The 21399-nt window shown below is 45.4% G+C and carries 17 protein-coding genes and 8 tRNA genes; 9 read left to right on the top strand and 16 right to left on the bottom strand.

What is annotated here, in order from left to right; all coding sequences use genetic code 11:
* Positions 1-125: 125 nt before the first annotated feature.
* From L5M29_RS03660 to L5M29_RS03640, 5 genes are all read right to left on the bottom strand, one after another.
* Positions 126-201 (bottom strand) — tRNA-Asn (locus tag L5M29_RS03660).
* 50 nt (positions 202-251) lie between these two features.
* A tRNA-Asn gene (locus tag L5M29_RS03655) sits at positions 252-327 on the bottom strand.
* 43 nt (positions 328-370) lie between these two features.
* Positions 371-446, bottom strand: a tRNA-Asn gene (locus L5M29_RS03650).
* A gap of 32 nt (positions 447-478) precedes the next feature.
* A tRNA-Asn gene (locus tag L5M29_RS03645) sits at positions 479-554 on the bottom strand.
* Between the two features lie 57 nt (positions 555-611).
* Positions 612-687 (bottom strand) — tRNA-Asn (locus L5M29_RS03640).
* Positions 688-1297: 610 nt separating this feature from the next.
* Between L5M29_RS03640 and L5M29_RS03635 the strand changes: the two genes are divergently transcribed.
* Positions 1298-1450: a hypothetical protein gene (locus L5M29_RS03635; RefSeq protein ID WP_158497640.1), complete on the top strand. Its 153-nt coding sequence runs from the start codon at positions 1298-1300 to the stop codon at positions 1448-1450.
* Between the two features lie 305 nt (positions 1451-1755).
* A complete protein-coding gene (gene uvrB, locus L5M29_RS03630) occupies positions 1756-3762 on the top strand; it encodes an excinuclease ABC subunit UvrB (RefSeq protein ID WP_173496685.1) in 2007 nt (668 codons plus the stop codon).
* A gap of 76 nt (positions 3763-3838) precedes the next feature.
* Here uvrB and rrtA read toward each other — a convergent pair whose 3' ends face one another.
* Together rrtA and queC are read right to left on the bottom strand one after the other, a co-directional pair.
* Positions 3839-4435, bottom strand: a complete 597-nt coding sequence (rrtA, locus tag L5M29_RS03625; protein ID WP_263166259.1) for a rhombosortase — start codon at positions 4433-4435, stop codon at positions 3839-3841.
* Positions 4432-5154, bottom strand: coding sequence for a 7-cyano-7-deazaguanine synthase QueC (queC, locus tag L5M29_RS03620; RefSeq protein ID WP_263166257.1), 723 nt, complete (start codon positions 5152-5154; stop codon positions 4432-4434). Before queC ends, rrtA begins: the two co-directional genes overlap by 4 nt.
* 171 nt (positions 5155-5325) lie before the next feature.
* Between queC and queE the strand changes: the two genes are divergently transcribed.
* Positions 5326-5994 (top strand): 7-carboxy-7-deazaguanine synthase QueE, encoded by a 669-nt coding sequence (gene queE, locus L5M29_RS03615; RefSeq protein ID WP_131524163.1) that lies wholly within the window; start codon positions 5326-5328, stop codon positions 5992-5994.
* Between the two features lie 112 nt (positions 5995-6106).
* On the opposite strand, the gene L5M29_RS03610 is transcribed toward queE, so the two are convergent.
* From L5M29_RS03610 to L5M29_RS03595, 4 genes are all read right to left on the bottom strand, one after another.
* On the bottom strand, positions 6107-7252 hold the full coding sequence (locus L5M29_RS03610) for a PLP-dependent cysteine synthase family protein (RefSeq protein ID WP_263166256.1): 1146 nt from the start codon (positions 7250-7252) through the stop codon (positions 6107-6109).
* A 231-nt stretch (positions 7253-7483) separates the two neighbouring features.
* Positions 7484-7568 (bottom strand) — tRNA-Tyr (locus L5M29_RS03605).
* Positions 7569-7710: 142 nt separating this feature from the next.
* Positions 7711-7795 (bottom strand) — tRNA-Tyr (locus tag L5M29_RS03600).
* Between the two features lie 71 nt (positions 7796-7866).
* Positions 7867-7951, bottom strand: a tRNA-Tyr gene (locus L5M29_RS03595).
* A 125-nt stretch (positions 7952-8076) separates the two neighbouring features.
* Between L5M29_RS03595 and L5M29_RS03590 the strand changes: the two genes are divergently transcribed.
* The 3 genes from L5M29_RS03590 to L5M29_RS03580 all read left to right on the top strand — a co-directional run bounded on the left by L5M29_RS03590 (position 8077) and on the right by L5M29_RS03580 (position 11489).
* Positions 8077-8565, top strand: coding sequence for a VC2046/SO_2500 family protein (locus tag L5M29_RS03590; protein WP_131524165.1), 489 nt, complete (start codon positions 8077-8079; stop codon positions 8563-8565).
* Positions 8566-8773: 208 nt separating this feature from the next.
* A complete protein-coding gene (locus L5M29_RS03585; protein WP_113939682.1) occupies positions 8774-9061 on the top strand; it encodes a DUF406 family protein in 288 nt (95 codons plus the stop codon).
* A gap of 244 nt (positions 9062-9305) precedes the next feature.
* The gene (locus tag L5M29_RS03580; protein ID WP_198573477.1) at positions 9306-11489 is read left to right on the top strand and encodes a putative bifunctional diguanylate cyclase/phosphodiesterase; all 2184 of its coding nucleotides are present in this window, start codon (positions 9306-9308) and stop codon (positions 11487-11489) included.
* A gap of 171 nt (positions 11490-11660) precedes the next feature.
* On the opposite strand, the gene L5M29_RS03575 is transcribed toward L5M29_RS03580, so the two are convergent.
* Positions 11661-12179: a YchJ family protein gene (locus tag L5M29_RS03575; RefSeq protein ID WP_198573476.1), complete on the bottom strand. Its 519-nt coding sequence runs from the start codon at positions 12177-12179 to the stop codon at positions 11661-11663.
* A 104-nt stretch (positions 12180-12283) separates the two neighbouring features.
* Positions 12284-12859 carry a nuclear transport factor 2 family protein gene (locus L5M29_RS03570; RefSeq protein WP_198573475.1) on the bottom strand — a complete coding sequence of 192 codons (576 nt, stop codon included), beginning with the start codon at positions 12857-12859 and terminating at the stop codon, positions 12284-12286.
* Positions 12860-12977: 118 nt separating this feature from the next.
* Between L5M29_RS03570 and smrA the strand changes: the two genes are divergently transcribed.
* Positions 12978-13568, top strand: coding sequence for a DNA endonuclease SmrA (smrA, locus tag L5M29_RS03565; RefSeq protein WP_263166253.1), 591 nt, complete (start codon positions 12978-12980; stop codon positions 13566-13568).
* A gap of 84 nt (positions 13569-13652) precedes the next feature.
* Here the strand turns inward: smrA and L5M29_RS03560 are convergent, their stop codons facing one another.
* Positions 13653-15518 carry a M2 family metallopeptidase gene (locus L5M29_RS03560; protein ID WP_263166252.1) on the bottom strand — a complete coding sequence of 622 codons (1866 nt, stop codon included), beginning with the start codon at positions 15516-15518 and terminating at the stop codon, positions 13653-13655.
* 220 nt (positions 15519-15738) lie between these two features.
* Here L5M29_RS03560 and L5M29_RS03555 point away from each other — a divergent pair, with 220 nt between their 5' ends.
* Positions 15739-16377, top strand: a complete 639-nt coding sequence (locus L5M29_RS03555; RefSeq protein ID WP_028760001.1) for a TetR/AcrR family transcriptional regulator — start codon at positions 15739-15741, stop codon at positions 16375-16377.
* A gap of 16 nt (positions 16378-16393) precedes the next feature.
* Positions 16394-18673: an acyl-CoA dehydrogenase gene (locus L5M29_RS03550; protein WP_168825236.1), complete on the top strand. Its 2280-nt coding sequence runs from the start codon at positions 16394-16396 to the stop codon at positions 18671-18673.
* A gap of 242 nt (positions 18674-18915) precedes the next feature.
* Here the strand turns inward: L5M29_RS03550 and pyk are convergent, their stop codons facing one another.
* Positions 18916-20355: a pyruvate kinase gene (pyk, locus tag L5M29_RS03545; protein ID WP_105252459.1), complete on the bottom strand. Its 1440-nt coding sequence runs from the start codon at positions 20353-20355 to the stop codon at positions 18916-18918.
* Between the two features lie 187 nt (positions 20356-20542).
* The gene (locus L5M29_RS03540; protein WP_006081563.1) at positions 20543-21397 is read right to left on the bottom strand and encodes a MurR/RpiR family transcriptional regulator; all 855 of its coding nucleotides are present in this window, start codon (positions 21395-21397) and stop codon (positions 20543-20545) included.
* Positions 21398-21399: the final 2 nt, after the last annotated feature.

The raw sequence follows: 21399 nt of genomic DNA, 5'->3' as shown, positions 1-21399 counted from the left end.
CTCATAAATTTTTATTAATAAGCTGATAACAGTGTAACTGCATTTGCTTAAAAACAAAACGGAAAAGAATAGGGTAACTAGAAGCCAGAAGAGGCAAAGACACGGGAACAAAACGAAGAATAAATTGGCTCCCCTGACTGGACTTGAACCAGTGACATACGGATTAACAGTCCGCCGTTCTACCGACTGAACTACAGGGGAGTAGAGGGTGCGATATTGCTATCGACTTTACAGAAATAACACTTTTTAAATGGCTCCCCTGACTGGACTTGAACCAGTGACATACGGATTAACAGTCCGCCGTTCTACCGACTGAACTACAGGGGAATCGAGGTGCGATATTACTATCGACTTTTTAGCTTGCTTAAATTGGCTCCCCTGACTGGACTTGAACCAGTGACATACGGATTAACAGTCCGCCGTTCTACCGACTGAACTACAGGGGAATCATTTTAATGCTTCAGCTTGATAATGTAATTGGCTCCCCTGACTGGACTTGAACCAGTGACATACGGATTAACAGTCCGCCGTTCTACCGACTGAACTACAGGGGAATTGTTTACAACTTATCTTACTGCTTGTTCTAACTCATTTTTATCATGTGCTTAAAGTGGCTCCCCTGACTGGACTTGAACCAGTGACATACGGATTAACAGTCCGCCGTTCTACCGACTGAACTACAGGGGAATCGTTTCACACAATCGTAGCGACTCGTTGAGAACGGAGCGCATAGTAAAACGCTCTGTTGGATGAGTCAACTCGAGTTACTAAAAAAAGTGTAATTATGCTGTTAAGTGCTCATCTAATGTGCATCGTGGTGCAGAATTCGACATTTTTCGTGAAAAACCACTTAACAATTCGCAATATAGCCATAATTGAGTCCATCGTTTTTAAGCGGTGATTCTATGAAATTGAAATCATTCGCTAAATAATCGACACCGTTTTCGGTACTTGGTCGAGTACTTAAGGCTCAAACCGCTCAAAAAAGGATCTCAGGTGGGGTAATGTGAATTTACTCAGTTCTTTATGCCGATAGAAAACGTGGGTTATCTTTTCGCCGTTAAAGTCTTTTTTTCTGTTTTAACAAGTTTGCTGTTGTTGATGGAGGTGTTAATTGAGGCTTTATCGAATTAGCGTGAGCTGTTTTTCAAATTAAGTGATGCACTTCACTATTGGTTGTGGCACTAGATGCGCTACTACAGCTCGCGTTAATTACAGTTAGTGAAATTGATACAAGTAGCAACATTTATCAAATGTAATTAAATTACTAAATGCCGAGAGACGGTTGTTAAGACACATGACAGCCTCCAATCCCGCGTGGTTTCTAGGTTATTTCGACTTATCAACAAAATCTGTGGATAACCCTGTGAGTTGTCCTGAAAAATGGCCGCCAAAGCCTTGGGGTATGGGCGGCGGACTTAAAATGCACTATTTTGGGGTTCAAAAATAAATTTAAGCATTATCAACTGCATACTAAAAGCAAGTGGTTTTTGTTGAGGGTGAAAACAAGGTTGCAATTTTGTAATCGAACGAAATTGATTTCTTGTGTATTAAATTGGCATTTTTGCTTAGTTTGCGGGTGTTTTGTGAGCAAAAAACGCTGAAAACGCCTTAGTTTAAAAGTTTCATGTTTCTTCCTTTAAATTGTCATCTTGCGGTTTTAGATCGTATTGATATGACGACAGGAAGGATAACTGTGGAGCTTAGTCGGTGACTTGATTAGAATGGGGCGACTCACTAAAAGGATATGTGCGCGTGTCAGAATCTGTTTTTCAGCTTGAATCGCAATTCGCCCCCGCAGGCGACCAACCTACAGCGATTGCCAAATTAGTCGATGGACTCGAAGCGGGTCTGGCTTGCCAAACCTTACTCGGGGTGACGGGCTCAGGTAAAACCTTCACGATTGCCAATGTGATCCAAAAGTTAGGTCGGCCCACGATTATCATGGCGCCTAATAAAACCTTGGCGGCGCAGCTTTATGGCGAGATGAAAGAGTTCTTTCCCCATAATGCGGTCGAGTATTTCGTTTCTTACTACGATTACTACCAGCCCGAAGCCTATGTACCTGCGTCAAATACCTTTATCGAAAAGGACGCTTCGGTTAATGCTCACATTGAGCAGATGCGTTTATCCGCCACTAAGGCGCTGTTAGAGCGTAAAGATGTGGTGCTGATTGCTTCGGTGTCGGCCATTTATGGCTTGGGCGATCCCGATTCCTATTTAAAAATGTTGCTGCATCTACGCCAAGGCGATGTGATGGGGCAGCGTGACATCTTAATTCGTCTCAGTGAATTGCAGTACAAGCGCAATGATATTGAGCTACAACGTGGTACTTATCGTGTGCGCGGTGAAGTGATTGATATTTTCCCCGCCGATTCTGAGCGTAATGCCATTCGAGTCGAGTTGTTCGACGATGAGATTGAACGCTTAAGTGAGTTTGACCCGTTAACGGGCCATATTATTAAACGTATCGCCCGTACGACGGTTTATCCAAAAACACACTATGTCACGCCGCGGGAAAAGATCATCGCTGCCACTGAGTTTATTAAAGAAGAACTGCGTGAGCGTAAACAATATCTACTCGATAACAACAAGTTAATTGAAGCCCAGCGTATCCATGAGCGGGTGCAATACGATGTGGAAATGATGGTGGAGTTGGGTTACTGCTCTGGCATCGAAAACTACTCGCGCTATTTGTCTGGCCGCGCACCGGGGGAAGGGCCACCAACCTTGCTCGACTATTTGCCTGCCGACGGCTTATTAATTATCGATGAATCCCATGTGACTGTGCCGCAAATCGGCGCTATGTACAAAGGTGACCGTTCCCGTAAAACCACACTTGTGGAATACGGTTTCCGCTTACCGTCCGCCTTGGATAACCGGCCGCTCAAGTTTGAAGAGTTTGAGCAATTGATGCCGCAAACTATCTATGTGTCGGCAACACCGAGTGCCTACGAGCTGGAAAAGAGCGAAGGCGAGATTGCTGAGCAGGTCGTGCGGCCAACGGGATTACTCGATCCTGAATTAGAAGTGCGCCCTGTTGGGACCCAAGTGGACGATTTATTGTCTGAAATCGCCAAGCGAGTGGCCGTCAATGAGCGGGTGTTAGTGACGACGCTGACTAAGCGTATGTCGGAGGATTTGACCGAATACCTCGACGAACATGGCGTAAAAGTGCGTTATCTGCATTCGGACATTGACACTGTCGAACGGGTTGAGATCATCCGCGATCTGCGTTTAGGTAAGTTTGATGTGTTGGTTGGGATCAACTTATTGCGCGAAGGCTTAGATATGCCTGAAGTGTCATTGGTGTGTATTTTAGATGCCGATAAAGAGGGCTTCTTGCGCTCTGAACGCTCGCTCATCCAAACGATTGGCCGCGCGGCGCGTAACGTCAATGGTAAAGTGATCCTCTATGCCGATCGCATCACCAATTCGATGGAGAAAGCGATAGGTGAAACTGACCGACGTCGTGAACGTCAGCGGGCGCACAACTTAAAACACGGTATTACGCCTAAGGGCGTCGTTAAACGGATCACCGATGTGATGGATGTGGACGATAGCCGCGACAGTAAAGCTGTGTATGGCAAAGTGGCTGAGCCTAAGTCCCATTATCATAAAGCCGATGCGGCAGAGTTGAGCCATCAAATCGATCAGCTTGAGAAGAAGATGCATGAACATGCGCGCAACTTGGAGTTTGAACAAGCGGCGGCAATGCGTGATGAAGTCAAGCACCTGCGGGACCTGTTGATCAAAGCCTAGATTTATTCTTACGCTCAGCATTAAAAAAGCCGTCCAGCAATCATGCTGCGACGGCTTTTTAATATCTTGACTTGGATTAAGCAGGGACTTTTGATGGGCTCATTTTTAGCTTGATAAACACCGCTAAAGCGCAAATCAGCCCGCAGATTAAGCCGACCAAATGCGCCTCGGTTGCTACGCGCGCACCTATCATGGCGGTGACATCACTGCTGGCACCATAAAGCTGTTCGTAACCGACTTTGATGATAACGCCAACGAGCAGCAGATAGCCTGAGCGCAGCTTACGGACAATATCCTGCACTGCGCCGTAGGCGAACAAACCATGCAACATACCGCTTAAGCCGACATAACCAAGCAATTGCGGATAGCCTAAATACAAGCCTATACCTTCAAGTAAACATAACACGAAAAATAGTGCACTTAAGCCTTTGAGATGATAATGAAAATGGTGCAAAAATAGCACCACCCACAGCCCTGCAAGGTTCATCAATAGATGCCATTGATTCGTGTGCAGTAAATTTCCACTGATTAATCGCCACCATTCACCTTCACTAATTGCACTGCGGCGATAGGCGAGTAGGTTATCGACAGCGGGGCTTGCTAAGCCTGCGGCATACAAACCCGCACAGATCAGACTCACCATCAGCGCGACCCAATAGGGACTGCGTGTCATGCTTTTGGCTCGCTGGCGTCAAGCTCAGCCATGACCGCCGCTTTATTCTGTAGATAGTCATCTAATCCACGTTTGCGAAGATGACAGGCAGGGCAATCACCACAGCCATCGCCAATCACGCCGTTATAACAGGTGAGAGTATGGTGGCGAACCAGATCAAGTTGCTGATATTTATCCGCCAGTGCCCAGGTTTGTGCCTTATTGAGCCACATCAAAGGCGTGATGATTTTTAGTTGTTTATCCATGCCTTGAACTAAGGCGGATTCCATCGCTTTGACAAAATAGTTACGACAATCAGGGTAGCCAGAAAAATCCGTTTCACACACGCCTGTGATAATCGCTTGCGCTCCTAATTGATAGGCATAAATGCCTGCAAGCGTTAAAAATAGAATATTACGGCCGGGCACGAAGGTATTGGGTAAGCCATTTTCCATCAACTCGTGTGAAACGGGTATTGCATCACGGGTGAGGGCTGAAATAGCTAACTCATTGAGTAAGGTGACATCCATGACTTTATGGCTGGTGATCTTCAAACGTTTTGCTAAGGATTTGGCAACTTCAATTTCTTCGCGGTGGCGTTGACCGTAGTCAAAAGTGATCCCATGTACTTCATCGTACTGGGTTAGGGCTTGAATAAGGCAAGTTGTTGAGTCTTGTCCGCCACTGAATACCACCACTGCTTTGGACACCACTGTTTTTGACACTAAGCTCGTTGACATAAAGGATTTCACTTCACCGTAGAACAGGTATAAATAGGGCGTTAGTGTAACTCAGGCCTTATGGCTTGCAAACTCTGACTATAGGGTCGAAATAGGCTTTCTCGGCGCAAAAACTTGCAGCTCAAGCTAAAATCCACTATAAATGCCGCCCCAGAAAAGTGGAACGTCAGTATGAATTACCCTGTCAACGAAGTATTTGAAACCATTCAAGGTGAAGGTGTCTTTACCGGAGTGCCCGCCATATTTGTCCGCCTACAAGGTTGTCCCGTGGGATGTGCTTGGTGCGATACGAAACAGACATGGGATGTGCTTGAAGCCAATAAGGTGTCGCCAGAGCAAGTGATTACCGTGGACGGCACCATTGGTCGCTGGGCTGATCATACGGCGCAAAGTCTTATTGCTGCTTTTCACGCTAAAGGCTTTACTGCGCGGCATATCGTGATCACCGGCGGTGAGCCTTGTATGTACGATTTACGCGAATTAACCGAGACCTTGCACAGTCAAGGCTTTGCGACTCAAATCGAAACCAGTGGCACCTTCGAAATCAACTGTGCCGATGACACTTGGGTGACAGTATCACCCAAGGTGAACATGAAAGGGGGCTATCAGGTATTAGCACAGGCGCTGAACCGCGCCAATGAGATTAAGCATCCTATCGCTACTGAAAATCACATCGATGAACTTGATGAGTTACTGCATGACATCGATATTTCAGCGAAAACGATTTGCCTGCAGCCGATTAGTCAAAAGCCTAGAGCGACAGAACTGGCGATGAAAGTGTGTATCGCCCGTAATTGGCGCTTATCGATCCAGACCCATAAGTATTTAAATATTGATTAATGCTAATCTGCAAAGCATAAAAAACGCCTCACAATTGTGGGGCGTTTTTTATGGTGGATGTTTTGTGGATTCTAAACCTATCGACTTAAGATAAGGTGTTTAATACAGTTGCTTAATCAAGCTCACTTAACTGGCCGAAATGATTAAATGCTGCAAGTTGGCGCTGATAGGGCGCAATATCGCCGATGTTAGCTGCAATCCAATCTGTATCGTAATAAGTATCAAGGTAACGCTCACCCGAGTCACAAATGAGGGTCACTATTGAGCCTTGCTCTCCACGCGCTTGCATTTGTACGGCAAGTTGCAATGCGCCGTACAGGTTGGTTCCTGTGGATGCGCCGGTTTTACGGCCAATCAATTGTTCTAACCAATGAATTGTCGCCACTGATGCGGCGTCGGGAATTTGCAGAATAGTATCGACAACACCAGGAATAAACGATGGCTCGACTCTCGGTCGACCTATGCCTTCAATCTTACTGCCATTGCAACAAGTTAAGCTGGCATCGCCGCTCTGATAGAAATCAAAAAAAACGGAGTTTTGCGGGTCGACTACGCAAAGTTGTGTCGCCAACCTTTGATAGCGAATGTAACGGCCTATGGTCGCCGATGTGCCGCCAGTGCCTGGGCTCATCACTATCCACCGCGGGATAGTGTGTGGCTCGCGCTCCATCTGATTGAAGATAGAGTTGGCTATGTTGTTATTACCGCGCCAGTCGGTTGCACGCTCGGCGTAGGTGAATTGATCCATATAATGGCCGCCAAGCTCTGCGGCAAGGCGCGCCGATTCTGCGTAAATCTCACTGGAATGATCGACAAAATGACATTGACCGCCATAGAAAGTGATCTGCTCAATCTTCTTTTTAGCCGTGCTTTTGGGCATTACGGCAATAAAAGGTAAACCGAGTAAGCGGGCAAAGTAGGCTTCAGAAATCGCCGTACTGCCCGATGAGGATTCGATAATTGGCGTGCCTTGCTTAATCCAGCCGTTACACAGGGCATAGAGGAAGAGTGAGCGGGCGAGGCGATGCTTCAAACTCCCTGTCGGGTGGGTACTTTCATCTTTAAGATAAATATCTATGCCATCGAGCATAGGTAATTCAAGCTTAATCAAGTGGGTATCGGCGCTGCGCTGAAAATCCGCTTCAATCTTGCCTATCGCGTGGGCTTCCCATGTTGGGCAGAGTCTGTGAGCGCTGTGAGAATCCACTGGTGGTTGAATCGTGTTAGAAATCATAGTAGTCACATCGAAAGAGATCATTTTCAGAGCATATCACAGGGACGGGCAAAGCGGTTTTATTGGATGAGCTTGAAGTCATTCGCTTAAAGTAGAGCACGACGTAATTGAAATCAAAAACAAATGTCGCTCACCAAGAGGTTTACTTAATATAGAAATGCCAAGAATTTAATTAGATTAAGCTGGAACAGTCAGATTAAGTTGGAACAGACTAAGCGGAAGTGGAACAAGAAGGATATGCGAGAGTGAAAGAAATGGTGGAGGGAGAAGGATTCGAACCTTCGAAGGCTGAGCCGTCAGATTTACAGTCTGATCCCTTTGGCCACTCGGGAACCCCTCCACAAACTTTCTTTTTAGCTTTACAACTGACTTTTAAAATTGTCTTTCAAAACATCATCAATAACAGACTTGTTTATCAAGACAAAACTAAACATTGGCCATGTTTAGTCTTTGAAAATGATTATCTGCGTTAGAGATAAAGATGGTGGAGGGAGAAGGATTCGAACCTTCGAAGGCTGAGCCGTCAGATTTACAGTCTGATCCCTTTGGCCACTCGGGAACCCCTCCACGAATACCTTTAACGCTTTTGTAAAACTCTACATCATTTTCGAACAACACGATAAAACTTGCAGTGCAAATGGTGGAGGGAGAAGGATTCGAACCTTCGAAGGCTGAGCCGTCAGATTTACAGTCTGATCCCTTTGGCCACTCGGGAACCCCTCCTCAATTGCGGCCGCCATAGTAGTCAGAAACCTTTTCCATGTAAATACCCAATTTAAAAATATTCCTAAAGTTATGTATCAAATGGTCGATTAACTAACAACGAATTTTTTTGAAGATGTTTTTTTATGCAAATTGATGTTCCTTTAGTCAACGAAGCCCAAATTGGCACCCGCTTAAACGCAGCGATAGAAAACGACAGACGGGGCGAATTCGCCCTGTTGCTGTCGTTACTGTCGGTTGACGCTCGGGATATGGCACAATTCCAATGGCAAAATGAACTTGATATGGCGCAAAAATTACAACGTCAGTTCGAATTGCCACCGCAGCAAAGTTTAATGGCGGATTTATCGTCTGCTGAACCAGTGGTTGATAACAGCAGTATTTTTATGGCTCAAGGTCCACGTGCGTTTCAATTACAACAAGCATTGCGACCGGAAGCCTTAGTCATCCGTGGCGGCGAGTCAGTCGCAATGGCAGAAGCGTTAAGTAACTGTGACCATGTCACTCAGCTGAGGCAAAGGGGCCAACTAACCGCGCCCAAAGTCGAGATTATGCACTTTGCTGATCAATTGGCAATCCAACGTAATCTTGTGCCTTTGCTCGCCTCAGCCTAAGGCCGTCTTCCCGCAAGTGGTCTTCAGTACCCATCAAGTCAATCTGATCCATTTCGATAAATAAGCGTGAGCTAAAGCCAGTTATCTTGAAGCTTAATTACCTATAATTCGTATTAACCTATCGAGTTAAAATTTACCACGTTAAAAATTTAACGAGCATATTTTAGTTATGCCGTTAATCAGTCGCTCTATACATTAAGGAATACAGATGAAAGGCATAATAGAAGCACAGAGCCCGACAGTGAATGACACTTGCACCGATTGCGGCAGCTTTGTCGATATCGGCGCCGTTATTGATGAACACGATACGTTATTGACGTTAAATTTTGTTGGCGATAGCGCTCAAGCGGATGCCGAAAGCATGGCAACACGCGCTCAAACTCGATTTGCTGAAGTGCAAACTGAATTTGTGACTAAGACTGAAGGCGTCGACTTACTGCTGACCTTCAATGTCAGCGCGGAAAAAATGATTTTTCAATTGGAAAACGGCCTGTAATTTTTAAAGCAGCACTTTAGTTTTTAGTCGGTTATGGATATCCGGAAATCGCGCTAATTGCCTAAAAATGCTGCTATTGTTAACCAAATTGTAATAAATTGTGCCACATGTTGCTGTGCTTACAACAGTTAGTGTAATCTGCCTCCAAATAAGAATAATTCAATCAGCTTAATTCCACATTTTGAGGTAAGTTTGCTAACAGCAAAGACCTTTAGCCCAACACGAAGTTTTGTAGGGAACCAGCGTGAAGCGACGTCAGCATCAGCATTTATTGGAGTCTTTGGTACAGTCAACTGCAAAACAGCAGGGCGATTTCACAAAGACGGCAGAGTTAACCACAGAGTTGTTGTGCCAGAATTTAGCGGTTTCTTTGGTATCAGTGTGGACTTTTTCATCTGATCAACAAACCCAATCACTCGTCGCACAATTTGGTTCTATGATGTTGCAAGACATTCATAGACCTAAGTTATTACAAGATTGTCCCCGGTATGTACACGAGCTCAAAACTCTGCGCCATATCGATGCAGGCAATGCCCTGACCGATCCACGTTTAAGTGAATTGGCTGAGTGCTATTTTATCCCGCGGCAAATCAACTCGAGTCTTGACATCGCCATTCGTATCAATGGCCATCTCGAAGGTGTGCTCTGCATCGAGCGGGCACAATTGACTCCCCACTGGCATGACAGTGAAATTCACCTCGCGTGCCAGATGGCCGACCAATTAGCCCTGACCTTAGCGACAAAACACAGCTACGATAAAGAAGAAAGCTTGAGTTTATTTCGCTGTGCCACTGAACAATCGCGACAAATCAGTATGTTAATTAATCTGCATACTGAAAAAGTCGAGTATGTGAATCAGGCGCACAGTGAAATCACTGGCATGCCCCGTGAACAGATTATCGGCGCGAATATCCGTGAGTTGGCTTTTTTCAAGCAGCATGCCCAATTAGCCGAGCAAACCCTAGCGCAAATCTTTAGGGGCGAAATTGCCAAAGGCGAAGTGCAGTTTAGTCGTGCCGATGGCAGTCGTTATTGGCTGACATACGTGCTGAGTCAGTTCATTACCGATCGCGGCAATCATTATGCCTTGGTCTCGTGTGAAGAAAATACCGACGAGCATAACTATAAGTCAGAGCTTGAACGGCTTGCTTGGCGTTGTGGATTAACGGGACTCCATAACCGTACTCATTTTAATCGAGTCCTTGAACGTACCACGAAGGGACTGTTGTTATTAGTTGATTTAGTGGGATTTAAGCGTTTTAACGATACCTATGGCCATGAAAATGGCGATAGCTTGTTGATAGAAATTGCCCGCCGTTTGAAACATTTTTCTGAGATTAATAAGGCCACCGAAATTGCCCGCGTCGGCAGCGATGAATTTGCCGTGCTGTTGACCGATGATAATGCGGTTTACGATCTCGATTATTTTAGTACTCGCCTGTATCAACATCTTGCTATGCCTATTTTAATCGGCCGCGAGCAAGTCGAACCTAAGCCTGCTTTAGCTGTGGTTGATATTGCCTCTGTGGCGAGTTTGTTTGCCCCATTAACCTGTGCCGATATTGCAGTGCAGTATGCTAAAAAGAAAAAAGGCACTGCAATCCAAGTATTTAACAGCACGTTATTGAGTGCATTTAAAGAGGATGCGCAGATAGAACGTGATTTACACAGTGCGATCCGTGGCCGTCAGTTTGAGCTTTATTATCAGCCACTGAGGGATCTTGAGCAGAATACCTATATTGGCGCCGAAGCCTTAATCCGTTGGCACCATCCTAAAAGAGGCGTGTTATTTCCAGCTTCCTTTATTGATATTGCAGAGCAGTCGGGGATGATTAATTCTATCGGCAGTTGGGTTTTAGAGGCCGCTTGTCGACAGTTAAACCTATGGCAGCATCATAATGCAGATATGACAATGCATGTGAATGTGTCGGCCCGCCAGTTCTTCAGTGGTAATTTATTTGAGCAAGTGTGGCAGTTGTTGACGCGTTATCGCTTGAAACCTAAGACTTTAATCTTAGAGATCACTGAGACTGAATTGATGGGTGATATTCGTCACGCGACCTTGTTATGCCAAGAATTAGCGGAATTAGGCGTAGGGCTCGCGATTGACGATTTTGGGACGGGTTACTGCTCTATGCGTTATTTGAAGCAGTTTCCGATCAGTAAACTTAAGATTGATCGTTCGTTTATTTCAGATCTTACCGTCAGCCGCGAAAGTCGCGAAATTGTGTCAGCCATTATTGCTATGGCGAATGCATTGAATATATCTCTGACGGCAGAAGGGGTTGAAACCCTTGAGCAAGAAGCATTTTTAGCGAAAAGTTTTTGTCATCAGGCGCAGGGTTATCTCTATAGCCCTGCATTACGGGAGCCTGAGTTTGCACAATTTATCTTGTCGGCTAAAAGCGCTTCAGTCATAACCCACTAAAGTTACACATAATCCACTAAGTCACAATTATTTCAAATGTGCTGCTCACGATAAAAAAAAAGGCAACCTAGGTTTGTAATCTAGGTTGCCTTTATTATTCATCTCTGTGCTTGTTCAATCAGCACTATAAACCTTCACCGTCATTCTCCAGTGCAGTTCAGCACTGTATACCTATCGAGATTTTAAGCAGCATTGTTTGAATTTTTTGCCACTATGGCAAATACAGAGATCATTTCTACCGGGTAATTTAGCCGTCATTTGCTGACCTTGGCTGTAATACCAGCGACTTGCTTGGTAGATAAATTCTGATCGCTCATAGATAGCATCAATTTCACCATCGAGCTTATACCAAGCTTTAAAAGTAACAGTGCCATGTCGTTGTTCAGCTATCGCCGCTTGAGCATTGTGGATTGGTGTTTCAGTGCTGCTCTGTACATCTAATCCTAACCAATGTGGGTGAGGACCAGCATTGAGGCTCGTGAGAGTAAGGCCATTTAGATAGTCTGGATGATGTGTTTTTAAAATGTAATCAAAATTTTTCAATACAAATGCGCAGTAGCGTGAGCGCATAAGTTGTTCAGGTGTACGGGCAATCACTTGCCCAGAGTCTACATGCGTATGCAGTGGACCACAGCAATCTTGATAGCTTAGCCCACTGCCACAGGGACAGGTTTGCTTAGTTGTAGTCATGTTGGCTAAACCTTTAATTTAATTGTATTTGTTTAAATTTATTCGGTTTCTATCTAAATGCGTTAGATGTTAGACAGCCCATTTAAACGTAATTGGCATTAACATTAGGGTAATTTTTTACCCGCAGGTAAAGGCGGAAATTGGCGACCATAATACAAGTTAGGCACTGGTTTCGCATTCAGATAATAGCTAGGTTCTGCGCGGTTATTGGTATCTAAGCTCACTTTCCATTGGGTGGATGAGACTTTTTCTGTACCAATAGCAAATTTGCCCGCAAATTCACTCACAGGTTCGCCAGTTTCTTGTGCTGGGTAAAATCGAACCAAATAATAGCCTGTATCTATGGCACCATTACCGATAATTTTGCGTTTAGTAATGCGGAAATCCACGTCAATAGTGGCTTTTTTGGCGCGGATTTTATCGAAAAACTTTTTGTAAATGGCGATAATATTGTCTCGTCCATAGTAAATTTCTTTACTTTGACTCTCAGATAAGTAGCTAGCGTCATCAGCGTAAATCTCACGGGTCACCTCAGGGGACAATTGATTAAAAGCGCTAATAAACAAAGGGTAATTAGCGTTGATCAATTGATCATCAGTGGATTTTGTATGAGTTTTAGCTGGATTGGCTAAGCTTGGTAGTGACAATAAGCACATCAGGACTAGCGGCAAAAATTTCATTACTTTATTCTAATCTGGCAATCATGGCGTCACTATAATGGAGGCGCCCGCTGAACTAAAGCCTTGAATGTTTACAAAGTGTGTTTCTGTACAAGAGTGTGAAGTAAAGGAGCTTGCCATGCTGGATGATGAATCAGCACTGTTTTTTGAGGAAATGGCTGGAGTCGTGCCACTAAAAGGCGATATGCCAGTGGTAAATTTAGCACCGAAAGCGTTGACGGCTGAACAAATACACAGACGCGATGCTTTACAACGGGAAGCCTTCCTAGCGTGTATGCCACTGGATTTAAAAGCGTTTCCACAGCAAGCGCCAGATGACATTGTGAGCTTTAAGCGTGAGGGGGTACAAGGCGGCGTTTTTAAACGACTCCGAATGGGGCAATACAGCATCAAGATGGAGCTTGATGTGCATGCTTATCGGTTAAACCAAGCTCGTGATGCCGTCCTTAACTATTTACTGGCAGCGCAGGCACATGGTGAACGCTGTGTCATGTTGATCCACGGTAAAGGCTATCAGAGTCAACCCTTTGCGGGATTGCTCAAATCCGCTGTGTGCTATTGGTTATCACAACTCGACATGGTGCTTGCCTATCATTCGGCGAAAACCGAGCTGGGCGGTGCTGGGGCACTTTATGTGATGTTAACTAAGTCAGAACAGCTCAAGCTTGAAAACCGTGAAGCCAATCGTAAAGGTATGGGATGGCGTTAGATTAAACAGATAAGGATTGAATAAAAATGCCCAATTTTATTGGGCATTTTGTTTTATGTTATTGGGTGATGATTTTATGAACCCTTACCAACCACACTGGCGGTTTGCGGTGGTATTTTGCTCATCTAACCATGTTTTAAGTGGGGCGAAGTAATCGAGCACCGCTTTTGCATCCATGGTTTCTTTGCCGGTGACTTCTTTCAATGCTTCTGGCCAAGGTTTACTTAAGCCTAACTCGAGCATCTTATTGAGTTTCTCTCCCGCGGCTTGATTACCATAAATACTGCATCTGTGTACCGGACCTTTATCGCCTGCAGTTTCACACAGCGCTTGATGGAATTGGAATTGCAAAATATGCGCTAGGAAGTAACGGGTGTAGGGTACATTGCCTGGTACATGGTATTTAGCACCCGGATCAAAATCTGCTTCACTACGTTCAGTCGGTGCTTTGACGCCTTGGTATTTTTCCCTCAGATCCCACCAAGCTTGGTTATATTGGGCGGGCGTGATTTCGCCGCTAAACACTTTCCAGCGCCACTGATCTATCATCAGGCCAAAGGGCAAGAAAGCAATTTTGTCTAAGGCTTGTTTTAGTAAGAGGCCGATATCCTTAGATGCATCAGGTACTTCTTCTAATAAGCCGATTTGCTTTAAATAGCTTGGCGTAATCGACAGTGCAATCGTGTCACCAATGGCTTCATGGAAACCATCGTTGGCGCTGTTTTTAAATAGGAAGGGTTGTTGCTTATAAGCGCGTTGATAGAAGTTATGCCCAAGTTCGTGGTGGATAACGCTAAAATCTTCGGCAGTTTTTTGGATACACATTTTAATGCGGATATCGTCGAGATTATCGAGATCCCACGCCGAAGCGTGACAAACCACATCACGGTCCTTTGGTTGTACGAATAGAGAACGCGCCCAAAAACTTTCTGGCAATGGTGCGAACCCTAATGATGTGAAGAAGCCTTCGGCTTGTTTCACCATTTTATGCTCGTCATAGCCTTTCTTTGCCAATAACTCAGTGACATCGTAACCCGGATCGGCATTGTCAGGGGCGACGAGATCATACACATTGCCCCATTGCTGGGCCCACATGTTGCCAAGTAAGTGTGCAGGGATGGGGCCAGTGGTCGGTGCGACGCTATCGCCGTATTCTTTATTGAGTTCACCGCGCACATAACAGTGCAAAGATTCATAAAGGGGTTTTACTTGGCCCCAAAGACGGTCGAGTTCCTGTGAAAAATCATCGGGTTTCATATCATATTGACTGCGCCATAGCTCAGACAGGTTGGCATAACCGAGATCCTTTGCGCCTTCATTGGCCAGTTCAACTTCGCGTTGAAACAAGGGGCGCATGGGTTTAGCTATTTCACGCCAGCCTTTCCATGCTTCCAGTAATTTTACGGGATCTCGTGATTCGGCCATTAAGCTCGATAGCTCAGGCTGAGTCATACACTTGCCGTCGGCAAAACAGTATTTACCTTTGCCGTACAAGCCATTTAATTCTGAACTAATTTGCGCCAGCTCGGTATTCTTCGCAGGATCGAGCGGCGCGGGTAACACTAATGCACTGCGCAGTATATTGAGCTTGCGGGCATTTACGGGATCGAGTTGCACATTGGCATACTTAGCCGCCTCGGTTGCAAATTTTACCGACGCTGCACTGACCTTTTCGCCGACTGCGGCAGACAGGGCCGCGGTATCATCAGTAATAAAGTTGCTGTAAATCCACTCGGCGCGATTAGATTCAATCGATAATTCGGCCATCTTGGCTTCAGCATCGTTAATAAAAGCAATGGCTTGTGCTTTATCTGGGGCGGTATTGATGACAACTGCTTCTACTGTAGCTGTTTTGTCTGTTTTACTTTGTGCATCATTACAGGCCGTTAATCCCAGCGCGAGTGCCACTGTGAGGGCGATTTTACTGCGACGATTCAATGAAATAACCATGTCTAGTTGTCCTTGTTGTTTTTGTGTTACACAGTTTACCTAAACCACAGGGTTATTGCACAAGGGTTAATTGACTTGTTTTTAACACTTATTCGGACATGTACGACATACCGCTTATATCACAGACTAGAAAGCGGTGAATTTGTCCAATTTTAGTTTGACATCCGTGGTGCCAATGTTTAATTTAAACGAGTGTTTTAAATTAATTCAAGGTCACGGAATGGCAAGTCGATCCGATACAAAAACTAGAATACTTGATGCCGCAGAAAAACTGTTCGCCGAACGGGGCTTTTCTGAGACTTCCTTGCGACTCATTACCAGCAAAGCTGAGGTGAATTTAGCATCGGTCAATTATCACTTTGGTTCTAAAAAAGAGCTGATCCGTGCAGTGTTAGCCCGCTATTTAGACGTATTTATGCCTGCTGCTTCAAGCCAAATTCACCGTTTAAATGCCGCTCCAGCACAAGCAACACTCGAAGAGATCCTGTCTTCTTTGGTCGATCCTTTATTGGATTTAAACGCGCTACGTACAGAAGGCACCACGATCTTCCTGCAGCTTTTAGGCCGTGGCTATATCGAAAGCCAAGGGCATTTACGTTGGTTTATCACTACCCATTACGGCCAGCATCTGGATGCTTTTGTTAAAGCCGTTTCGGCCAGTGCACCACATATTCCACCCGCTGAAATGTTTTGGCGCTTACACTTTACCTTAGGCACTATCGTGTTCACTATGGCGTCCGCTGATGCCCTAAATGACATTGCTGCTGCTGAGTTTGGTGAGCATAACGACATCGAAGCCGTGATCCGTAAAGTGATCCCCTACATGGCGGCTGGCGTATCAGTCCCAGTTTCTTCTTAATTAAAAGGTCTTGATAATGTTGACGATTATAATTCTTGCCCTGATAGCCATTGTCGTGTTGTTTGCGGTGAAAAATATCCGGATGCAGTTTATTACCCGCCCAGTTTTTAGTTTTTTCAAGAAGGTCTTGCCGCCACTTTCAGATACCGAGCGCGAAGCGATGGAAGCCGGTGATGTCTGGTGGGAAGGGGAGTTATTTCGCGGAAATCCTAACTGGAATACCTTGCACAGCTACGGTAAGCCGACGCTGACAGCTGAAGAAAAAGACTTTATTGATAATCAAGTAATGACAGCACTGACGATGATCGATGATTTCGACATAGTGCATAACCGCAAGGATTTACCGCCGGAGCTGTGGGAATACTTTAAGAAAGAAGGTTTCTTCGCACTGATCATTCCGAAGAAATTTGGTGGTAAAGCTTTCTCTGCCTATGCAAACTCGACCATTGTCAGCAAATTAGCCAGCCGTAGCGTAAGCGCCGCTGTGACTGTGATGGTGCCGAACTCTTTAGGTCCTGGTGAGTTGCTGACCCACTATGGTACGAGCGAGCAGAAAGAACGTTGGTTACCTGCTTTGGCTAAAGGCGATGAAATTCCTTGTTTTGCGTTAACTGGTCCAGAAGCGGGCAGCGATGCCGGCGCTATCCCCGATGTCGGTATTGTGTGTCGTGATACTTTCAACGGCGAAGAAATGCTTGGGCTTAAACTAACATGGGATAAGCGTTATATCACGCTGGCGCCTGTAGCAACAGTTCTGGGGTTAGCGTTCCAAATGCGCGATCCTGAAGGTCTGCTTGGCGATAAGAAAAACTTAGGCATTACCTGTGCGTTGATCCCAACGGATCATCCTGGTGTGGTGATTGGTCGTCGTCATAATCCGCTGGGTATGGCGTTTATGAACGGTACTACTCAAGGTAAAGAAGTGTTTATCCCGCTCGATTGGATTATCGGTGGCCCTGAGTTTGCAGGTAAAGGCTGGCGTATGCTGGTTGAGTGTTTGTCAGCGGGCCGCGGTATTTCATTGCCAGCATTGGCAACGGCTTCTGGTCACATGGCGACGAAGACGACAACGGCTTACAGCTATGTGCGTCACCAGTTTGGTATGGCAATTGGTCAGTTTGAAGGGGTGCAAGAAGCGCTGGCGCGTATTATTGCCAACACTTATCAGTTAGAAGCCGCACGCCGTTTAACAACCACGGGTATCGATCTTAAAGTCAAACCTTCGGTCGTGACCGCGATAGCTAAGTACCACATGACTGAATTAGGCCGTTCTGTGATGAACGATGCCATGGATATTCAATCGGGTAAGGGCATTCAATTAGGACCTAAAAACTATTTAGGCCACCCTTATATGTCGAATCCAATTTCGATCACTGTGGAAGGCGCGAATATTCTAACCCGCTCATTGATGATTTTTGGTCAAGGTGCGACTCGCTGCCATCCTTACGTACTTGCCGAAATGGAAGCCGCAGCGATGGAAAACCAACATGAAGCCTTAGAGCGTTTTGATGCGCTATTAATGGGTCACATGGGTTATGCCACGCGTAATGCTTTCAGTGCGTTGTTTAGCGCGTTAAGCGGTAGCCGTTTTGGCAGTGCGCCAGTGAGCGGTGAAACTAAGCAGTACTATAAAGATATGTCGCGTATTTCGTCTGCATTAGCCTTAATGACAGATTTATCAATGCTGATCATGGGCGGCGATTTAAAACGTAAAGAAATGCTGTCGGCACGTATGGGTGATGTGCTCAGCCAGTTGTATTTAGGCTCAGCGACCTTGAAGTTATTTGAAGATAATGGCCGTCAACAGGACGATTTGCCTGCGGTACGTTATGTAATGGCCAATCGTTTGCACTTGGCGGCTAAAGCGTTGGAAGACACGATTCGTAACTTCCCGAGCCGTCCTGTGGCCTGGTTACTGCGCGGCTTAATTTTTCCACTGGGTAATCACTTCACTGCACCGAGCGACAAAATGGCGACCGATTTAGTTAGCGGTATGTTGAAGCCTGGCCCTGCTCGTGAACGTATTACTTTCTTATGTCCTGAATTTGAAGGGGATAAGGGTGGTATTGCTGAAGTTGAGCAAGCATTTATCGCGCAATATGCCTGTAAAGATATCTATAAAAAACTGAAGAAAGCGCAGCGTGCCGGTGAGTTGCCAGCAAAAGTGCCGAATCTAGTCTTGTTTGCAAAAGCACTCGAGACTGGCGTTATCACTGCCGACGAAGAACAAAAGTTACAGCATGCTGATAAGCTGCGCTTAGCGGCAATTAATGTGAATGATTTCGAAGCGTTATAGTGATTGCTAGTGTTTAATGTTAGCGTTTAATGTTAGTGCAGTTTGGTCTAAGCGGTGTTAAGTTCGATAGCTAGCCGCTTAGGCCGTTTGGATTTCCCTCTGAAATGAGAGACCAACAAATCTTCACCAACAGAAATCTGCACTTACAGAAAACAGTCAATATAAAAAAACCACCTTCATGAGGTGGTTTTTTATTGGCTTTTTTCTAACGCGCTTGAGTTGTTAGAAGAAGCTTAAGCAACCTAAGCTACGATCAACACTTTACAGGTGTTAGTGCCGCCAATCGTTTCCATTGCATCGCCTTTGGTCATTAATACCATATCACCGCTATTCAAATAACCAGCCGCAGTTAATGCTTCTAACGCTTTTTGCGCTAGCTCATCGGCTGGGTGGATAGTTGAATCGAAGTAAATTGGCAACACGCCGCGGTACAAGGCCATTTTGGCTAAGGTTGTTGCGTGACGTGATAAACCCAGGATTGGCAGTGAAGAACTGATACGAGACATCAACTGTGGTGTTGCACCCGATTCAGTCAGAGCGATAATCGCCTTAACGCCTTCTAGGTGGTTTGCTGCATACATAGTTGATAGTGCAATGGTTTCTTCAACTGAAGTGAAACGCACATCTAATCTATGCTTAGACACAATCACACTTGGGTGAGATTCAGCGCCAACACACACGTTTGCCATTGCCTTAACGGTTTCTTCTGGGAAGTCACCGGCAGCAGTTTCAGCAGATAACATCACAGCATCGGTACCATCAAGCACAGCGTTCGCCACGTCCATCACTTCGGCGCGGGTTGGCATTGGGCTTGAAATCATCGATTCCATCATCTGGGTGGCAGTGATGACGACTTTATTCAGTTGGCGTGAACGGGCGATTAACTTCTTCTGCACTGCAACGAGTGCAGCATCACCAATTTCAACACCTAAGTCACCACGGGCAACCATAACAACGTCAGACGCTAAGATAACATCATCCATCGCGGCATCGGTCGCAACCGCTTCAGCACGTTCAACTTTAGCAACGATCAACGCATTACAACCTGCTTGACGGGCAAGATCGCGTGCATAGTCCAAGTCTGCACCACTGCGCGGGAAAGACACGGCTAAATAATCCACTTGGATCATTGCTGCAGTGAGAATGTCAGCCTTGTCTTTTTCGGTCAGCGCAGCAGCAGAAAGTCCGCCGCCTTGTTTGTTAATACCTTTGTTGTTAGATAAAGGGCCTGCCACAGTCACTGTGGTATGCACTTTACGGCCTTCAACACGCTCAACGCGTAATTGAACACGGCCATCATCTAACATCAGGATATCACCAACAGTCACATCGTCTGGCAATTGCTTGTAATCGATACCCACTTGGGTCTCGTCGCCTTCACCTTTGGCTAACTCGGCATCAAGTACATAGGCTTGACCTAATACGAGTTGTACTTTCTTATTGTCTTTGAAAGTAGAAACGCGGATTTTAGGGCCTTGTAAGTCACCAAGAATGGCCACATGAACGCCTAACTCTTTAGCGATTTCGCGCGCTTGAGTTGCTCGTTTTAGATGATCTTCGGGGGAACCGTGGGAGAAATTAAGACGTACAACGTTTGCACCTGCCGCGATGATGCGGCGTAGGTTATCATCACGATCGGTAGCGGGACCTAGAGTGGTGACGATTTTGGTTCTGCGGAACATAAGGATACTCCGTTAAAGTTAAAAAAAATCTTGGGACTATATTACCATGCAATTCCAAATTTTGTAGTAAAGTTACAATCAAATTGATCTAAAGTTATGTATGAAAATTGTGAGGTATCGCTGATATTTGCACGATAAATGGCTAGGTTAAGGATCAACACTAGCCATTTTTAGAAAAGGAAGTGAGTTACAGTATCGGATCTTTATTGATGCGAGACTCTTTTAACACTTCTTTCACTCGTTTCAAATTATCGCGGAAACGTGGGCCTCTACGTAAGGTAAAACCCGTTGCCAATACATCTATAGTGACTAATTGGGCTAAACGCGAGGCCATAGGTAAATACATGTCAGTATCTTCTGGCACTTCCATTGTCACGGGCAGTGTACATTCCATTGACAAAGGCGAGTTGCGGGCGGTAATACCAATCACAGCTGCACCATTTTCTCTCGCTAAACGCGCGATTTCAATCAATGACTTAGTACGGCCAGTGTGGGAAATCAATACCACCACATCGCCCTCATTACTGTTGATACAGCTCATGCGTTGCATTAGAACATCGTCAAAACAGATGACAGGGACATTAAAGCGGAAGAATTTATTTTGCGCGTCATGGGCAACTGAAGCGGATGCGCCTAGGCCAAAAAAGGAAATAGTCTTAGCTTGAGTGAGAATATCAACGGCTTTATTAATGGCTGAAATGTCTAGGCTTTGACGTGCGGTATCGAGCGAAGCCATTGAAGATTCGAATATTTTTGTCGTGTAAGACTCAGTTGAATCATCTTCTTCAACGTGGCGGCTCACATAAGGTGTACCGTTCGCAAGACTTTGCGCTAGATGTAACTTAAAATCAGGGAAACCTTTAGTATCTAAGCGGCGGCAGAAACGATTCACAGTAGGTTCACTGACATCTGCCATCTTAGCCAGTGTGGCGATGCTAGAATGTATAGCTGTCTGTGGTGATGCTAAGATCACCTCTGCAACTTTGCGTTCTGATTTACTAAAATGGGTGAGGCTTTTTTGAACCTTTTCTAGGGTATTCATAC

This window comes from Shewanella sp. SM95 (genome assembly GCF_025653595.1).
In the GTDB taxonomy this organism is placed as follows: Bacteria; Pseudomonadota; Gammaproteobacteria; order Enterobacterales; family Shewanellaceae; genus Shewanella; species Shewanella oncorhynchi.
This window is presented reverse-complemented; position numbering and strand designations above follow the sequence as displayed.

Coding starts and splice junctions, on each gene's coding strand:
- L5M29_RS03575 (WP_198573476.1), bottom strand. CDS start 12,179: ATGACTACAACTAAGCAAACCTGTCCCTGTGGCAGTGGGCTAAGCTAT.
- L5M29_RS03610 (WP_263166256.1), bottom strand. CDS start 7,252: ATGATCTCTTTCGATGTGACTACTATGATTTCTAACACGATTCAACCA.
- L5M29_RS03555 (WP_028760001.1), top strand. CDS start 15,739: ATGGCAAGTCGATCCGATACAAAAACTAGAATACTTGATGCCGCAGAA.
- queC (WP_263166257.1), bottom strand. CDS start 5,154: ATGTCAACGAGCTTAGTGTCAAAAACAGTGGTGTCCAAAGCAGTGGTG.
- L5M29_RS03635 (WP_158497640.1), top strand. CDS start 1,298: ATGACAGCCTCCAATCCCGCGTGGTTTCTAGGTTATTTCGACTTATCA.
- L5M29_RS03540 (WP_006081563.1), bottom strand. CDS start 21,397: ATGAATACCCTAGAAAAGGTTCAAAAAAGCCTCACCCATTTTAGTAAA.
- L5M29_RS03550 (WP_168825236.1), top strand. CDS start 16,394: ATGTTGACGATTATAATTCTTGCCCTGATAGCCATTGTCGTGTTGTTT.
- L5M29_RS03590 (WP_131524165.1), top strand. CDS start 8,077: ATGCAAATTGATGTTCCTTTAGTCAACGAAGCCCAAATTGGCACCCGC.
- L5M29_RS03560 (WP_263166252.1), bottom strand. CDS start 15,518: ATGGTTATTTCATTGAATCGTCGCAGTAAAATCGCCCTCACAGTGGCA.
- smrA (WP_263166253.1), top strand. CDS start 12,978: ATGCTGGATGATGAATCAGCACTGTTTTTTGAGGAAATGGCTGGAGTC.
- queE (WP_131524163.1), top strand. CDS start 5,326: ATGAATTACCCTGTCAACGAAGTATTTGAAACCATTCAAGGTGAAGGT.
- L5M29_RS03570 (WP_198573475.1), bottom strand. CDS start 12,859: ATGAAATTTTTGCCGCTAGTCCTGATGTGCTTATTGTCACTACCAAGC.
- L5M29_RS03585 (WP_113939682.1), top strand. CDS start 8,774: ATGAAAGGCATAATAGAAGCACAGAGCCCGACAGTGAATGACACTTGC.
- pyk (WP_105252459.1), bottom strand. CDS start 20,355: ATGTTCCGCAGAACCAAAATCGTCACCACTCTAGGTCCCGCTACCGAT.
- rrtA (WP_263166259.1), bottom strand. CDS start 4,435: ATGACACGCAGTCCCTATTGGGTCGCGCTGATGGTGAGTCTGATCTGT.